This window comes from Bacteroides sp. MSK.20.82 (genome assembly GCF_019052485.1).
In the GTDB taxonomy this organism is placed as follows: domain Bacteria; phylum Bacteroidota; class Bacteroidia; order Bacteroidales; family Bacteroidaceae; genus Bacteroides; species Bacteroides thetaiotaomicron.
The window spans coordinates 16,854-31,453 of sequence record NZ_JAHQUN010000043.1 but is presented as its reverse complement, the minus strand read 5'-3'; the positions used below and the strand labels follow the sequence as shown (position 1 = coordinate 31,453).

Here is a 14,600-nt window from a genome sequence, read left to right as displayed (position 1 = left end):
TTATTAGGACAATTTCAATCATATATTTATTCCTTCGATTATGCATTTAAAATCCATAAGCCTCTTTTCAATTTTCCATAAAATAAAAAATGATGTTAATTCCATTTTGAAACTTCGAACTATTTTTTTTAATCCCGTGTTTTTTTCATACAGTAGGAGCTTAAGTACATTTCGGATGATATAACAAAAGTAATATAATAAATCGGGGAAGTGTAATAGAGGAAACCTACATATTTTTCTAAAAAAATGAGTTTTAAATATTGTTTCATCAATAAAATCTACAGCCATGAAAAGTATAAGTTCAAATTTATGGATCAGATTAATAGTCAGCTCTATCATAGGAACAATAATTTATTGTTTATCAAGTATGAGACAGCAAACAAGCTGACTGTAAAGAAGAATATTCTAGCGATATGAATAAATATTTTTCCATTCAACAAGCAAAATATTTTTCCTTTATAAAATACTAATTATATATCTATATATTTACATATAAACCCACTAATAAGTATGTGACTTTAAGAACTTAACTTACATACAGTTTCTTACTTATTACCAAACTCTATTTTTAACTATCTAAAACCAACTTAATTATGGAAAATAGAACTTCTGATTTATGGCTCGGTCTTGGTATAGGATCGGTCATTGGCGCCCTCGTTTATCGTTTTTCACGAACTTCTAAAGCCAAAAAACTAAAGAAAAAAGTATGTGATGCCTTTCATAAAATAAGTGGGCAAGCCGAAGAAATGTTAGATACTGCAAAGGAAAAAGTATTGGATACAGGTGCTGCCGTAGCCGATAAAGTTGCAGACAAAACTTTCGACCTAGCTGAAAAGGCAGATGACCTTAAAGGCAAAATGCATACAATAGCTGCTGATGCAAAAAAATGAAACAGATTCTAGTAAACCAATTAAGAACACTAGAGTGTTTCTGAATAAACCTAAATTATTAACTAAAACTTTTGAATTATGAACAAGAAAACTGAAAAGAAACAGGAAGAGGCAAAGGGCACTAAAAAGACCGCCCAAGCTAAAGAGTGCAAGTCTTCGACTTCAAGCAAAAAAACTGAAAAGAAATAGGCATTCAGAATCGTTAAGTTTGTGTCATTCTTCAGGCAGACAGGAATCTGCCTGAAGAATCCACCAATTTATTCTCAAAGTGACTTTACAATTTTAATTTAAAAGAATATGAAAAAATTATTATTTGCAATTTTTGTAGTTACAACTATAATATCCTTCACGTCCTGTCGTAATAAAAAAGAACAGGATAAAGCGAAACAACAAGTTGAAAAAGTGAAAGAAAACGTCAATGATGCAGTGGACAAAGTATCCGATAAAATCGAAGATGGTGCTGATGCCGTAAAAGATGCGTGGAAAGACACCAAAAAAGACGTTCAAAACAGCGCAGAGAAAACCAAGAAAGAAATCAAGGAAGGATATAACGAAGTGAAAAAAGATGTAAGTAAAAAACTTGACTGATTCTTAATCGTATATCATTCTATAAATAGTAACTTCTTACATATTAATAAGCTATGGTTGGATTTGTAATATGGATTGTTGGATTAGTACTGACTATCAAAGCCGCACTGGAAATATGGCGTATCCATGCACCAATAGAAAGACGGCTGATAGCTATTATCTTAATCGTTCTTACCAGCTGGATAGGATTGCTGTTCTATTATTTCTACGGCAAGGCACGAATGCCGCAATGGCTGGGTACTGGAGTTCAAAAATATTAGCTACATCAGAAAGCAATATTTATATGAATATAATTCTAAACATGGGAGAGTACAGCAAAAGTCAATAGCAACTCTCCCAAAATTTCCCTCCTTCAAGAAGGAGATTTGAGTTACTATTGACTTTTACTCTCTGCAAATTACCAATATTTTCAATTCTCTCATAACCGAAAATCCTACCGCGTTCATCATCTATACCTTGCAACTTCTTGCAGATAATCTGTGCTCCAATCATACTAAAGGTTATGCCGTTGCCACCATATCCCAAATCAAAAAACATCCTGTCCTTATCTGGACAATTACCGATAAAGGGTAGCCCATCTTTTGTTGTACTAAAAGTGCCACACCACGCCATTTCTGTTTTAAAAGGAATACTTGGAAATAATCTCCTAAATTTCTTTTCTAATACAAGAGTTTTCTTTCTGAGTAACGCATCACGGCGCTCCGGATCACTGAACTTTTCATCTTCACCACCGACAATGATACGATTTCCCCTTGTAGTCCGTATATACAAATATGGCTCAGCTGTTTCCCAAATTAAACACTGTTCAGGCCACAAATCTTTAGAATCTACCGGATGCGACACAAGTGCATAAGTTGAAGTCAAATCCATAATTTCCCGAGATAAAAACTTCCCTGCTTCAAATCCGGCTGCGATGATCACATATTTACACTCTATTTTATGCCCTCTATCTGTTTCTATAATATATCCTTCAGGCATTTCAACACATTCTGTTACACCGGTATGAGTAAAAATTTCCAGTCCATCTTTTTTCATATGGTAGAGCAAAAGACCAGTAGTCGCTTTGTAAGCATCCATCTGCGCCGATACTCGGTTTAACAGTGCATTGCCTGGAACCTCTATATTATACAGTTTTTTTATCTCCTCTTTTCCCAGCAAACGAACCGGCAAATTGTGCTTCTTTCGTATCACATATTCTTTTTCAATTAATTCTATATCCTTTGGAATACTAGCATAAAAAAGACTTGGTCGTTTTTCAAAATCAGCATCTACTCCTGTTTCCTTTAATACCTTTTCAATATCAGCAATTGATGCCAAAGATGCGCGATATGCAGAAACAGCATTATCCTCTCCAATAATTTCTGCCATTTCACAAAGAGGAACATCAATTTCATATTGCAGTAAAGCGGTACTTGCAATGGAACTTCCAGTTGCAATGCTTCGTTTGTCAACCATGCAACATCTTAAACCGGCACTACAAAGCTCGTGTACCATCAAAGCACCCGTTATACCAGACCCCACAACTACAATATCTGTTGAAAAATCATCCTCCAAGGGATGAAAGTAATCTAACAATGAATTTTTAACAACCCAATAGGGCAATCCTGAATGTAAGTCCATAATATATTGAATTATGTAAACTCCCTTGCATCCTCCTCCACACTTACAGCAGGGAGAAAAACGTAAAAACATGGAAAACACAAAAACATTCCCAAAAGAGTTTACTCCCGATTTATAATAAGATACTATTCACCCTGTTCAATTGCGCAATATCTTTTACATTGTATCAAAACGTTCTCAAAATAAACAACATCACACAAAAAAAGATAGTTCGAAGGAAAAGACTGGATTTAACATCTATTTAATGCATAAGAAATATTGTAAAACAACCAGCATATATGAAGGTATTCACCAAACAAAATATCAACATACTATCTAAATAATATATCAAGGTATGAAATTAAATCTCAGTAGATCTATCACATACTTTTTTAACATTAAAAATAAATTCAATGACAATAATTATCAAATATATTCGGTGAGGTTGTAATTGCCCCTTTATCAGCAGGGCATATGGCGGTAGAAACACACAAAAAGCTCCGTAAATCAATGATTTACAGAGCCTTTAATCAGGAATACTCGTACTCGAAGCGGGACTTGAACCCGCACAGCCGCAATGGCCAAAGGATTTTAAGTCCTTCGTGTCTACCATTCCACCATTCGAGCATCCTTTCAAAGAGAGCGGAAAACGAGACTCGAACTCGCGACCCTAACCTTGGCAAGGTTATGCTCTACCAACTGAGCTATTTCCGCATTTTTTCAACGGGTGCAAAGATAATGAGTTTCCTTGTTTCTGCCAAACTTTCGATCAAAAAAGTTTGGCAGAAAATATTTTATCGCCCTAATAATGCTTTCTCAGCCTGCTCCATTCCACAGAAATTGAAGCCATCGACCACTTGTTGCATTAATGCGGAGATTTCATCATTACAAAGATTACCGATACTTCCTTCGTGTGTATGATGCACCTGTTTGTCATGAGTAAATTTTCCGGCTTCTATATCAAGACCGACTTTCTTATACGCATCACGGAAAGGCATACCTTCACGAGCCAGTCGATTCACTTCCTCGACACTGAAAATAAACAGATATTTATCATCATCAAGGATATGTTCATTCACCTTAATCTCATTCATGATATAAGTCGTCATCTGCAAGCAGTCCTTCAGTTCCTGAAAAGCGGGAAGGAAAACCTCTTTAATAATCTGTAAGTCACGGAAGTAACCGGATGGCAGATTGTTTGCTATCATCATTATCTGCTGAGGAAGAGACTGCAGTTTATTACATTTAGCACGTGTCAGTTCGAACACATCCGGATTCTTCTTATGAGGCATGATGCTCGAACCGGTAGTACAATCATCCGGCAGCTTCACGAAACCGAAGTTCTGACTATTGAACATACAAGCATCAAAAGCCAGCTTGGAGATCGTTCCGGCAATGGTAGCCAATGCAAAAGCAACATTACGCTCCAACTTGCCACGTCCCATCTGTGCATAAACGACATTATAATTCAGCGAATCAAAACCTAACAAATCGGTTGTCATCGTCCGGTTCAACGGGAAAGAGGAGCCATATCCTGCTGCAGAGCCCAAAGGATTGCGATTGCACATCCTGAAAGCCGCTTGTAGGAACTGCATATCATCCACCAGGCTTTCGGCATAAGCACCGAACCACAATCCAAAGGATGAAGGCATCGCAATCTGCAAATGGGTATATCCCGGCATCAGGACATTTTTATATCGCTCACTCTGAAGAATCAACACATGAAAGAGTTGTTCCACCGCTTCCGCGATCTCGCGAATCTGTGTACGGGTAAAGAGTTTGAGGTCCAGCAAAACCTGATCATTCCGTGAACGACCACTGTGAATCTTCTTACCGACATCTCCCAAACGGCGGGTCAGCATCAATTCTACCTGCGAATGCACATCCTCTACTCCTTCTTCTATTATAAACTCACCTCTTTCGACCGAAGCATAAATAGTCTTCAACTCAGCCAACAACTGTTCCAGTTCTTCCTTGGTCAACAGACCGATACTTTCGAGCATCGTAATATGAGCCATAGAACCGAGTACATCATGTTTAGCCAGATAAAGATCCATCTCACGATCACGTCCCACCGTAAAACGTTCGATGTCTTTATTTACCTGCACGGATTTTTCCCAAAGTTTCTGCGCCATAATATTTAAGTATTAGGTAATAAGTAGTAAGTAATAATCGTAGTTACGTTGATACTCCGCGGGTATTACCTATTATTTATTACTTATTACCTGTTTAATAGTTAATCATCGACAGCATCTCAACCATCTTCTCCAGACCATCCTGAAGAGGTTTCTGTACCATCGCTTTCATAAACGGATTGATATCCATACTGATAGTCACTTTCAACTTGCACTCTTCCTCTGCTGTTGAAACTAGCTGAATCCACATATTAAAAGGTAGCGGAGAGTTGGTAGTTGCCAGTTTAATACATTTGCAAGGTTCACGCTCAACAATCTGCAAGGTCAGCTGGCCGATAGGCGAAACGCTAAAGCTCAGTGTATCCGAATCAAAACTCAAGTCCTGTATTTTATCTTCCGGTAAACGGTCTTTTACCGATTCCAGATTGCTCAAGTCCGATAGCTTGGCATACACACGTTCCTGACTGTAAGGTATTACCTTTACACTACTTTCAAAATTAGCCATAATTCTTTATTCGTATAAAATCAAAGAAAGAACTATCCGAACAGATATTGTCCGAATGGTTCTTTCTTACTAAAATTTCCGATCAAATAATACAATATTATTTCCCTGCATCCCAATGAGCCGGGTCTTTACGCCAATCGTTCAATGTCGCAATATCTTCTTCTTCGATATAACCGGTACGAAGTGCTACATCAAGCACTGCTTCGTAATTGGTCAACGTCACCAAAGGTACTTTGGCATTCTTGAATGCTTCCTCAGCAACGGGAAAACCATACGTATAAGCAGCTACCATACCGATCACTTCACAACCATCGCGACGAATTGCTTCCACAGCCTTCAAACTACTACCACCTGTAGAAATCAAATCTTCAACCACTACGACTTTCATACCCGGACGAAGTTCTCCTTCAATCAGGTTTTCCAATCCGTGGTCTTTCGGGGTAGAACGAACATACACGAACGGCAGATTCAACGCGTCAGCCACTAATGCTCCCTGCGGGATAGCACCTGTAGCCACACCTGCAATCGCATCCACCTGTCCGAATCGTTCCAATATCAGACGTGTAATTTCAATCTTCACAAAATTACGAAGAGAAGGATAGGACAGAGTTTTACGGTTGTCACAGTAAAAGGGGGATTTCCATCCAGAAGCCCATGTAAAAGGGTTAGCGGGTTGAAGTTTAATAGCCTTAATCTTCAAAAGTTTCTCCGCAAATAGTCTCTCTAAGTTTTTCATAACTAAACTAACTATTAATTATTTGCCGCAAAAGTACAGAAATTGAACGAGAATAGAAAGAAGAATCCGTTTATTTTTTAACTGAATTGTTCCTCTTCCTCCGGAATTTCGATACAACGGCGTATATCTTTGAGTTCAAAACCACGGCTCACCGCAAATCGCATCAGTTTTCCGTTCAGTTCATAATCATCTTTCGCATGAATGCTTTTCCGTTTGGAAGCCAGCAAGTCACGCAGGATGGAGAGATATTCCTCTTCATCAATTTCGTTCAGATGACGCCATGCCACATCGGAAGGAATCTTCTTCATGTAGAGTCCCTGTGCGATTTTCATCTTACCCCATTTGGCAAAACGAAACTTATCGTTCACAAAAGCACGGCAATAGCGCTCGTCATCAATATACTTTTCGGTTTCCAGCCGTTCAAGGATACGCGCTATGGTCTCATAGGCTATTCCCCAACGCTGTAATTTCTCATTTACTTCTGCCCGGCAATGTTCTGCAGCGGAGCAATAAGAGGCAACACGATTCAACGCCTCTTCATCTGTTAATTGTGCACTCATCGGTTAGCTGTAAGTATTCTATCTTTTCCAAATATGTCTTTTATAACACGAACGTCCCGATATTGGTTCATTTCTATCATGCGTATCATGTCTTGTCCGTATGCCTGATTGATTTCAAAATAGAGTTTGCCGCCCGGACGGAGTAGTTTTCGTCCCAGTTCCGCAATCTGGCGATAGAAACGCAGAGGGTCTTCATCGGGAACAAACAGGGCAAGTCCCGGCTCCCAGTCAAGTACATTGGCCTCCATCTCTGTTTTTTCAGTTTCCGTCACGTAGGGCGGATTACTGACAATTATATCGTAAGATGTCCCTTGCATTCCGTCAGCAGAAAAAACATCCTGTCGACGGAAGGTGACCTGAGCATCCAGCTCTTCATTATTTTTACGGGCAATAGCCAACGCTTCTTCCGAAATGTCCCAGGCATCCACTTTCGCATCCGGCAGATTTTTATCCAAAGAGATGGCGATACATCCGCTTCCCGTACCTATATCTAATAGGCGACGTGCATCCGGATTCTCCTTCACAATCAGGGCCACCAGTTCGGCCGTCTCCGGACGAGGGATCAGCACGCCGGGAGCTACCCGGAAGTTCCTTCCACAGAACTCAGCATATCCCCGTATGTACTGTATTGGCTCATTTTTCTGCAAACGGAATATAATGTTTTCTAATTCACGCTGTTTGCATGCAGATAAAATTATATCTTTGCCCATGTAAATATCAAGCGCATCCACCCCCAACATGTCGCAACAGATCAACATCGAAAGAGCTTTGACCTCTTCCGGCGGATAAATATCCTGTAGTGACTGACGGATGTAAGTAGTGATGCGGTTCATATTTTACGATTTCGGAGTGCAAAAGTAAGAATAATATAGCGAAGAGCACCAAAATGGAAGAAGAAAAATACATGAGACGTTGCATTGAGCTGGCAAAAAACGGACTGTGCAATGTTGCTCCGAACCCGATGGTAGGAGCCGTTATCGTATGTGACGGACGTATTATCGGCGAAGGATATCACATCCGCTGCGGAGAGGCGCATGCCGAAGTAAACGCGATTCGTTCCGTCAAAGACAAGTCTTTATTAAGCCGTTCCACCATTTATGTCAGCCTGGAACCTTGCTCACACTACGGAAAGACGCCTCCTTGTGCCGACTTGATTATCGAGAAGCAGATTCCCCGTATTGTAATTGGCTGTCAAGACCCGTTCTCACAGGTCGCCGGACGAGGAATTCAGAAGTTGCGGGACGCCGGAAGAGAAGTGACAGTAGGCGTACTGGAGAAAGAATGCAGGTATCTGATCCGGCGCTTCATTACTTTCAATACGCTGCACCGCCCCTTTATCACACTAAAATGGGCAGAATCGGCTGATCATTTCATTGATGTAGAACGAACAGACGGCAATCCCGTAGTACTGTCCTCCCCTCTTACTTCCATGCTTGTACATAAAAAGAGAGCGGAAACTGATGCAATCATGGTAGGCAGGCGGACAGCATTGTTGGACAATCCGTCGCTGACAGTCCGCAACTGGTACGGCCGGAATCCGGTACGCATCGTTTTGGACCGTGCATTGTCTCTTCCCCACAGCCTGCGTCTGTTTGACGGAGAAGTACCCACCATCGTATTTACAGCAGAAAAACATCCGGACAAGAAGAACGTCACATACCGCACGATTGAATTCACACAGGATATTCTGCCACAGATCATGAAAGTGCTATATCAACAAAAAATACAGTCCTTACTGGTAGAGGGAGGAAGTCAGCTGCTCCAATCATTTATTGATGCCGAACTATGGGATGAAGTATATATTGAGAAATGTCCGTGCAAGCTGAATTCCGGTGTTAAAGCACCTGAAATAAGCGATAATTTTAGTTATTCGACTGAAAAACACTTCGACAGACAGATTTGGCATTATGTTTTCGAGAAATAGCTAAAATAGTTCTATTCAAGGGGTTCTACGTCGATAAAAACAGCGTTATTATCTATAATTTTATATAAAACTTCCCCTTAATGTTCTATATCGGAAAAAATGTTCCTATTTTTGCAACTTGTAAATAAACACAATCTTTCAAATGAGAATAAAGTTTTTATCAATCATTGCGAGTTTTTTCATGGTGTCATTCGTTATTACGTCTTGCCTTGACAATGATAACGAAGTCAATTATAGTCCGGATGCGACTATACGCGCATTTGAACTTGACACTATAGGTTATGGGGTAAACTATAAATTCACAATTGACCAAGTTAGTCGTTTAATATATAATGTGGATTCACTGCCTGTCAATGCTGACACGATCATTAATAGTATTCTGATCAAGACGCTGACAACAGCATCCGGTATCGTGACGATGAAAGATCAGAACGATCAGGATTCAATCGTTAATATTAACGACTCTATTGACCTGACTAAGTATGTAAATGCAACCGAGAAAAACAACTTTCTGGTACTGAAGGTATGGGCACCGAATATGGAGGTTCAGAATGAGTATAAAGTTAATATACGGATGCATACGATGGTTCCCGATTCACTCAGTTGGGGAGATAAACCTATAGCTGAGAATCCAGCAGGAATTACTGCACAAAAACAGAAGCTTGTGACGCTAGGGGACAACATTTTACTGTTTACCCAAAATAGTGATAAAGTATATAGTACGACGATACCGGCAGGCTCTCCTAGTGATCGTTTGAACTATGGTCAAAGTTGGGATTCAAAGAATGCCGACCTTCCTGAAGGTGCTGACGTTACATCTATTATCCGCTTTGCAGACAAGTTGTATTTACTCACAGAAAATAAGAAAATATATAATTCCAATGACGGCTTGACTTGGACAGAAGATAATGTCCTCACTCCAGATGGAGCGACAGTTACTAATTTGATCACCAGTTTCTCTAATAGTGATGGCAGTAATCATAAAAACGTTAACGGTATAGCCAGCGTAATCGAGAAAGATAACAAGAAATACTTTAGCTTTGCAGAACAGAAGGAGACTGGTTGGAATATAACGACAAGCACAGAAGTAGTTCCTGCTGAGTTCCCGACAAACAATCTGTCAGCCGATGTATATGCAACTGAAAGCGGAACATTGAATGCAATCGTTGTGGGTAATACTCAAGGATTAGATTCAAAAAAAGACACAGCTACAGTCGTTTGGGCTTCAGAAGATGGCAAAGCCTGGATTCCAATGGAGATTCCATCAAATAACAACTGTCCGAAATTAGTAGACCCGTCTATTATACATTATAACGACGCATTTTACATTTGTGGAAAAGAAACTAAAGATGATGCTAAGGGATTCCAGAAATTCTATACCTCCCCGACATTACTTGTATGGAAAGGGGTAGACAGAATGTTCATGCTTCCCGGAATTCTTCCTCCGGTGAAACTTGAAGGAGGAGTAATACAATATCCTTATTCCGAGTTCAGCTTCAAGGGAAAAGAAGCAAACTACACGATGGTAGTTGACAGAAACCATTATATATGGATGGTAGGTGGTCAAGGTATTGACAAAATCTGGCGTGGTAGAGTTAATAAACTCGGATTTCTAATACAGTAATAAGAAGTAGTTAAATACGAACCTTATAATCAAAACATGTCCTATATAGAGAAAATAGACAAAAATCGGATTCCCCAGCACATAGCCATCATTATGGATGGGAATGGGAGATGGGCTAAACAGCGGGGAAAAGAACGAACTTACGGTCACCATGCAGGCGCAGAAACGGTACATAAAATTATCGAGGATGCTGCACGTCTGGGGGTTAAATATCTGACTTTATATACTTTCTCCACCGAGAATTGGAATCGTCCGCAGGAAGAAGTAGCAGCTTTAATGAATCTATTGCTGGATTCTATCGAAGAAGAAACGTTGATGAAGAACAATATTCGTTTCCGCATTATTGGTGATATTAAGAAATTACCTGTAGAAGTGCAGGAAGGTCTGTCAAGATGTATAGAACACACAGCTAATAATACAGGAACCTGCCTGGTACTGGCACTCAGCTACTCTTCCCGCTGGGAAATGACTGAAGCAGTCCGACAGATTGCAACGCTTGCAAAAACGGGAGAAATATCTCCCGAACAAATAACAGATGAATACATAACTGCTCATCTGACCACAAACTTTATGCCCGATCCGGATTTACTGATCCGCACGGGAGGAGAAATCCGACTAAGCAACTACCTGCTATGGCAATGTGCTTATTCGGAGCTTTATTTTTGTGATACATTCTGGCCGGACTTCGATAAAGAAGAATTCTGTAAAGCCATTTATGAGTATCAGCAAAGAGAGCGCCGGTTCGGCAAAACGAGTGAACAAATCAGCTAACATAATTCGAAACTTCAAATTATAACATAAATGCATTATCGTATTTCCTTTATATTCGTAACGTTTATCGGCCTGTTCTGCTTTGCAGCCACGGGCTTTACGCAGAATACCAACACTGACGAAGACTCTAAGCCAGTCATCTTATACTCAGGAACGCCTAAAAAGTATGAGATAGCAGACATCAAGGTTGAAGGCGTGAAGAATTATGAAGACTATGTGTTAATCGGATTATCCGGACTGTCCGTTGGACAGACGATTACCGTGCCGGGTGATGAGATTACCGGAGCAATCAAGCGCTACTGGAAACATGGTTTGTTCTCTAACGTACAGATTACTGCCGAAAAGATAGAAGGCAACAAGATTTGGTTAAAAATCAGTCTGACACAACGTCCCCGTATTGCGGATGTACGCTATCATGGTGTGAAGAAGTCAGAACGTACAGACCTTGAAAGCAAACTGGGTATGGTAAAAGGTATGCAGATCACTCCGAATACCGTTGACCGTGCAAAGACATTGATCAAACGTTATTTTGACGATAAAGGCTTTAAGAATGCAGAAGTGATTATCGCGCAAAAGGACGATCCATCTAACGAAAATCAGGTGATTGTTGACATTGATATCGACAAGAAGGAAAAGATTAAAGTGCACGCTATCCATATCACCGGAAACTCGGCCATCAAAACATCCAAGCTGAAGAAAGTAATGAAGAAGACCAATGAAAAAGGCAAACTTCTGAATCTGTTCCGCACCAAGAAATTTGTTCCGGAAAACTTTGAAGCAGATAAGCAGCTGATCATAGATAAGTATAACGAGCTGGGATATCGTGATGCAATGATCGTAAAGGACAGTGTAGCACAATACGACGAAAAGACGGTAGATGTATATATGGATATAGACGAAGGTCAGAAATATTACCTTCGTAATGTAACATGGGTAGGTAACACACTGTATCCTTCGGAACAGCTGAACTTCCTGCTCCGCATGAAGAAGGGTGATGTTTACAACCAGAAGTTGCTGGGAGAACGTACCTCTACAGATGACGACGCAATCGGTAACTTATATTACAATAACGGTTATTTGTTCTACAATCTTGATCCGGTAGAAGTAAATATCGTCGGTGACTCCATCGACCTCGAAATGAGAATCTATGAAGGCCGTCAGGCTACGATTAACAAGATCAACATCAGCGGTAACGACCGTCTGTATGAAAACGTAGTTCGTCGTGAGCTTCGTATTCGTCCGGGACAGCTGTTCAGCAAGGATGACCTGATGCGTTCATTACGTGAAATCCAGCAGATGGGACACTTTGACCCTGAAAAACTGCAGCCGGATATTCAGCCGGACCCTGTAAACGGAACAGTTGATATAGGTCTGCCTTTGACATCTAAAGCCAATGACCAGGTAGAATTCTCTGCCGGTTGGGGACAAACAGGTATCATCGGTAAGCTGAGTCTGAAATTTACCAACTTCTCTGTTGCCAACTTGCTGCGTCCGGGTGAAAACTACCGTGGTATCCTGCCGCAAGGTGACGGACAGACATTGACCATCAGCGGTCAGACGAATGCTAAATACTATCAGTCATATAGTATCTCATTCTTCGATCCTTGGTTTGGAGGTAAACGCCCGAACTCACTTTCCGTATCGGCTTTCTTCTCAGTTCAGACTGACATCAGCAGCCGTTACTACAACTCGAGCTATTTCAACAACTATTACAATAGTATGTATAGCGGTTATGGTGGCTATGGTATGTACAACTATGGCAATTACAACAACTATGAGAACTACTATGACCCCGACAAGTCTATCAAGATGTGGGGACTTTCTCTAGGTTGGGGTAAGCGTCTGAAATGGCCGGATGACTACTTTACTTTGTCTGCAGAGCTAGCTTACCAACGCTACAACCTGAAAGACTGGCAGTATTTCCCGGTAACCAACGGTAAATGTAATGACCTCAGCCTTTCACTGACTTTGGCACGTAACTCTATTGACAACCCGATCTTCCCACGTACAGGTTCGGACTTCTCGCTGTCAGTTCAGCTTACTCCTCCGTACTCATTGTTTGATGGTAAAGACTATAAAGGTTATTTCTACGATCCAACAGATGATAGGGGTATTACCCAAGATAATATGAATAAACTTCATAGATGGGTTGAATACCACAAATGGAAATTTAAAGCCAAAACATATACTCCGTTGATGGATTATATCGCACATCCTAAGTGTCTGGTATTGATGACACGTACAGAATTTGGGTTGTTAGGGCACTATAACAAATATAAGAAATCGCCATTCGGTACATTCGACGTAGGTGGTGACGGTATGACTGGTTACTCAAGTTATGCAACAGAAAGTATTGCATTGCGTGGTTATGAAAACAGTTCATTGACACCATATGGAAAAGAAGGGTATGCTTATGCACGCCTCGGCATCGAATTAAGATATCCGTTGATGCTGGAAACAAGTACTAACATTTATGTGTTAGGTTTCTTGGAGGCTGGTAACGCATGGCATGATATCTCAAAATTCAATCCGTTTGATTTGAAACGTTCTGCAGGTGTCGGTGTTCGTATCTTCTTACCAATGATTGGTATGATGGGTATCGACTGGGGTTACGGTTTCGACAAGATAAATGGTAGTAAGGAATACGGCGGCAGCCAGTTCCACTTTATCTTAGGACAAGAATTCTAATATAAAACTAAAAACTAAACGTCATGAGAAAGTCTGTTCTATCCATTATGTTACTGTTTGCCATCAGTATGGCAGCTAGTGCACAAAAATTTGCATTGATCGATACGGAATATATTCTGAAAAATATTCCGGCATATCAAAGCGCTAATGAGCAATTGCAGGAAGCTACGAAGAAATATCAAAGCGAAGTGGAGGTAATTGCCAAGGAAGCACAGAAGATGTTCCAGGACTATCAAGCTCAGTCCTCTACTCTCTCTGCGGCTCAGAAGACTAAGAAGGAAGATGAAATTGTAGCGAAAGAGAAATCCGCTGCCGAACTGAAGCGCAAATACTTCGGTCCGGAAGGCGAATTGGCTAAGATGCAGGAGAAGCTGATTAATCCTATTCAGGATGAAATATATGGTGCTGTAAAGGAACTGTCGCAACTACACGGATACGACCTTGTACTCGACAGAGCCTCTGCTGCAGGCATCATTTTTGCCAATCCACGTATTGATATTAGTGATGAAGTGCTGAGAAAATTAGGATATTCAAATTAATTTCATACATTTGCATCGAAAATAACTAAAAATCATTCAAA

General features: G+C 40.4%; 13 protein-coding genes, 2 tRNA genes and 1 pseudogene. 8 read left to right on the top strand and 8 right to left on the bottom strand.

Annotated features, from left to right (window positions below):
* Positions 1-593 precede the first annotated feature (593 nt).
* The 3 genes from KTR07_RS22540 to KTR07_RS22530 all read left to right on the top strand — a co-directional run bounded on the left by KTR07_RS22540 (position 594) and on the right by KTR07_RS22530 (position 1,738).
* Positions 594-890 (top strand): YtxH domain-containing protein, encoded by a 297-nt coding sequence (locus tag KTR07_RS22540; RefSeq protein ID WP_008762673.1) that lies wholly within the window; start codon positions 594-596, stop codon positions 888-890.
* Positions 891-1,187: 297 nt separating this feature from the next.
* Positions 1,188-1,478, top strand: coding sequence for a hypothetical protein (locus KTR07_RS22535; protein WP_008766981.1), 291 nt, complete (start codon positions 1,188-1,190; stop codon positions 1,476-1,478).
* A gap of 53 nt (positions 1,479-1,531) precedes the next feature.
* Positions 1,532-1,738: a hypothetical protein gene (locus tag KTR07_RS22530; protein ID WP_008766982.1), complete on the top strand. Its 207-nt coding sequence runs from the start codon at positions 1,532-1,534 to the stop codon at positions 1,736-1,738.
* Positions 1,739-1,886: 148 nt separating this feature from the next.
* Here the strand turns inward: KTR07_RS22530 and KTR07_RS22525 are convergent.
* The 8 genes and pseudogenes from KTR07_RS22525 to prmC form a co-directional block, all read right to left on the bottom strand.
* A pseudogene (locus tag KTR07_RS22525) lies at positions 1,887-3,098 on the bottom strand (NAD(P)/FAD-dependent oxidoreductase); the annotation flags it as partial.
* Positions 3,099-3,620: 522 nt separating this feature from the next.
* Positions 3,621-3,704, bottom strand: a tRNA-Leu gene (locus KTR07_RS22520).
* A 14-nt stretch (positions 3,705-3,718) separates the two neighbouring features.
* Positions 3,719-3,791: transfer RNA gene (locus KTR07_RS22515), tRNA-Gly, on the bottom strand.
* A gap of 80 nt (positions 3,792-3,871) precedes the next feature.
* Positions 3,872-5,212, bottom strand: a complete 1,341-nt coding sequence (gene argH, locus KTR07_RS22510; protein WP_008766984.1) for an argininosuccinate lyase — start codon at positions 5,210-5,212, stop codon at positions 3,872-3,874.
* 94 nt (positions 5,213-5,306) lie between these two features.
* The gene (locus tag KTR07_RS22505) at positions 5,307-5,717 is read right to left on the bottom strand and encodes an SRPBCC family protein (RefSeq protein WP_008762668.1); all 411 of its coding nucleotides are present in this window, start codon (positions 5,715-5,717) and stop codon (positions 5,307-5,309) included.
* A gap of 97 nt (positions 5,718-5,814) precedes the next feature.
* On the bottom strand, positions 5,815-6,453 hold the full coding sequence (gene pyrE, locus KTR07_RS22500) for an orotate phosphoribosyltransferase (RefSeq protein ID WP_008762667.1): 639 nt from the start codon (positions 6,451-6,453) through the stop codon (positions 5,815-5,817).
* A gap of 77 nt (positions 6,454-6,530) precedes the next feature.
* Positions 6,531-7,013, bottom strand: coding sequence for a regulatory protein RecX (locus KTR07_RS22495; RefSeq protein ID WP_008762666.1), 483 nt, complete (start codon positions 7,011-7,013; stop codon positions 6,531-6,533).
* On the bottom strand, positions 7,010-7,846 hold the full coding sequence (prmC, locus tag KTR07_RS22490; protein ID WP_113747910.1) for a peptide chain release factor N(5)-glutamine methyltransferase: 837 nt from the start codon (positions 7,844-7,846) through the stop codon (positions 7,010-7,012). Before prmC ends, KTR07_RS22495 begins: the two co-directional genes overlap by 4 nt.
* A gap of 53 nt (positions 7,847-7,899) precedes the next feature.
* On the opposite strand from prmC, the gene ribD reads away from it, so the two are divergent.
* The 5 genes from ribD (at position 7,900) to KTR07_RS22465 (ending at position 14,559) form a co-directional block, all read left to right on the top strand.
* Positions 7,900-8,937, top strand: a complete 1,038-nt coding sequence (gene ribD, locus KTR07_RS22485; protein WP_165938074.1) for a bifunctional diaminohydroxyphosphoribosylaminopyrimidine deaminase/5-amino-6-(5-phosphoribosylamino)uracil reductase RibD — start codon at positions 7,900-7,902, stop codon at positions 8,935-8,937.
* Between the two features lie 142 nt (positions 8,938-9,079).
* Positions 9,080-10,561 (top strand): DUF6242 domain-containing protein, encoded by a 1,482-nt coding sequence (locus KTR07_RS22480; RefSeq protein ID WP_117860408.1) that lies wholly within the window; start codon positions 9,080-9,082, stop codon positions 10,559-10,561.
* Positions 10,562-10,597: 36 nt separating this feature from the next.
* Entirely contained in the window at positions 10,598-11,332 is a 735-nt protein-coding gene (locus KTR07_RS22475; protein ID WP_113747908.1) for an isoprenyl transferase, read from the top strand.
* A gap of 30 nt (positions 11,333-11,362) precedes the next feature.
* A complete protein-coding gene (locus tag KTR07_RS22470) occupies positions 11,363-14,020 on the top strand; it encodes an outer membrane protein assembly factor (RefSeq protein WP_113747907.1) in 2,658 nt (885 codons plus the stop codon).
* 23 nt (positions 14,021-14,043) lie between these two features.
* Positions 14,044-14,559, top strand: a complete 516-nt coding sequence (locus KTR07_RS22465) for an OmpH family outer membrane protein (RefSeq protein ID WP_008766991.1) — start codon at positions 14,044-14,046, stop codon at positions 14,557-14,559.
* Positions 14,560-14,600 lie beyond the last annotated feature (41 nt).

Excerpts from the sequence above, each read along its gene's own strand:
- KTR07_RS22540 (WP_008762673.1), top strand. The coding sequence starts at position 594 with ATGGAAAATAGAACTTCTGATTTATGGCTCGGTCTTGGTATAGGATCG.
- KTR07_RS22535 (WP_008766981.1), top strand. The coding sequence starts at position 1,188 with ATGAAAAAATTATTATTTGCAATTTTTGTAGTTACAACTATAATATCC.
- KTR07_RS22530 (WP_008766982.1), top strand. The coding sequence starts at position 1,532 with ATGGTTGGATTTGTAATATGGATTGTTGGATTAGTACTGACTATCAAA.
- argH (WP_008766984.1), bottom strand. The coding sequence starts at position 5,212 with ATGGCGCAGAAACTTTGGGAAAAATCCGTGCAGGTAAATAAAGACATC.
- KTR07_RS22505 (WP_008762668.1), bottom strand. The coding sequence starts at position 5,717 with ATGGCTAATTTTGAAAGTAGTGTAAAGGTAATACCTTACAGTCAGGAA.
- pyrE (WP_008762667.1), bottom strand. The coding sequence starts at position 6,453 with ATGAAAAACTTAGAGAGACTATTTGCGGAGAAACTTTTGAAGATTAAG.
- KTR07_RS22495 (WP_008762666.1), bottom strand. The coding sequence starts at position 7,013 with ATGAGTGCACAATTAACAGATGAAGAGGCGTTGAATCGTGTTGCCTCT.
- prmC (WP_113747910.1), bottom strand. The coding sequence starts at position 7,846 with ATGAACCGCATCACTACTTACATCCGTCAGTCACTACAGGATATTTAT.
- ribD (WP_165938074.1), top strand. The coding sequence starts at position 7,900 with ATGGAAGAAGAAAAATACATGAGACGTTGCATTGAGCTGGCAAAAAAC.
- KTR07_RS22480 (WP_117860408.1), top strand. The coding sequence starts at position 9,080 with ATGAGAATAAAGTTTTTATCAATCATTGCGAGTTTTTTCATGGTGTCA.
- KTR07_RS22475 (WP_113747908.1), top strand. The coding sequence starts at position 10,598 with ATGTCCTATATAGAGAAAATAGACAAAAATCGGATTCCCCAGCACATA.
- KTR07_RS22470 (WP_113747907.1), top strand. The coding sequence starts at position 11,363 with ATGCATTATCGTATTTCCTTTATATTCGTAACGTTTATCGGCCTGTTC.
- KTR07_RS22465 (WP_008766991.1), top strand. The coding sequence starts at position 14,044 with ATGAGAAAGTCTGTTCTATCCATTATGTTACTGTTTGCCATCAGTATG.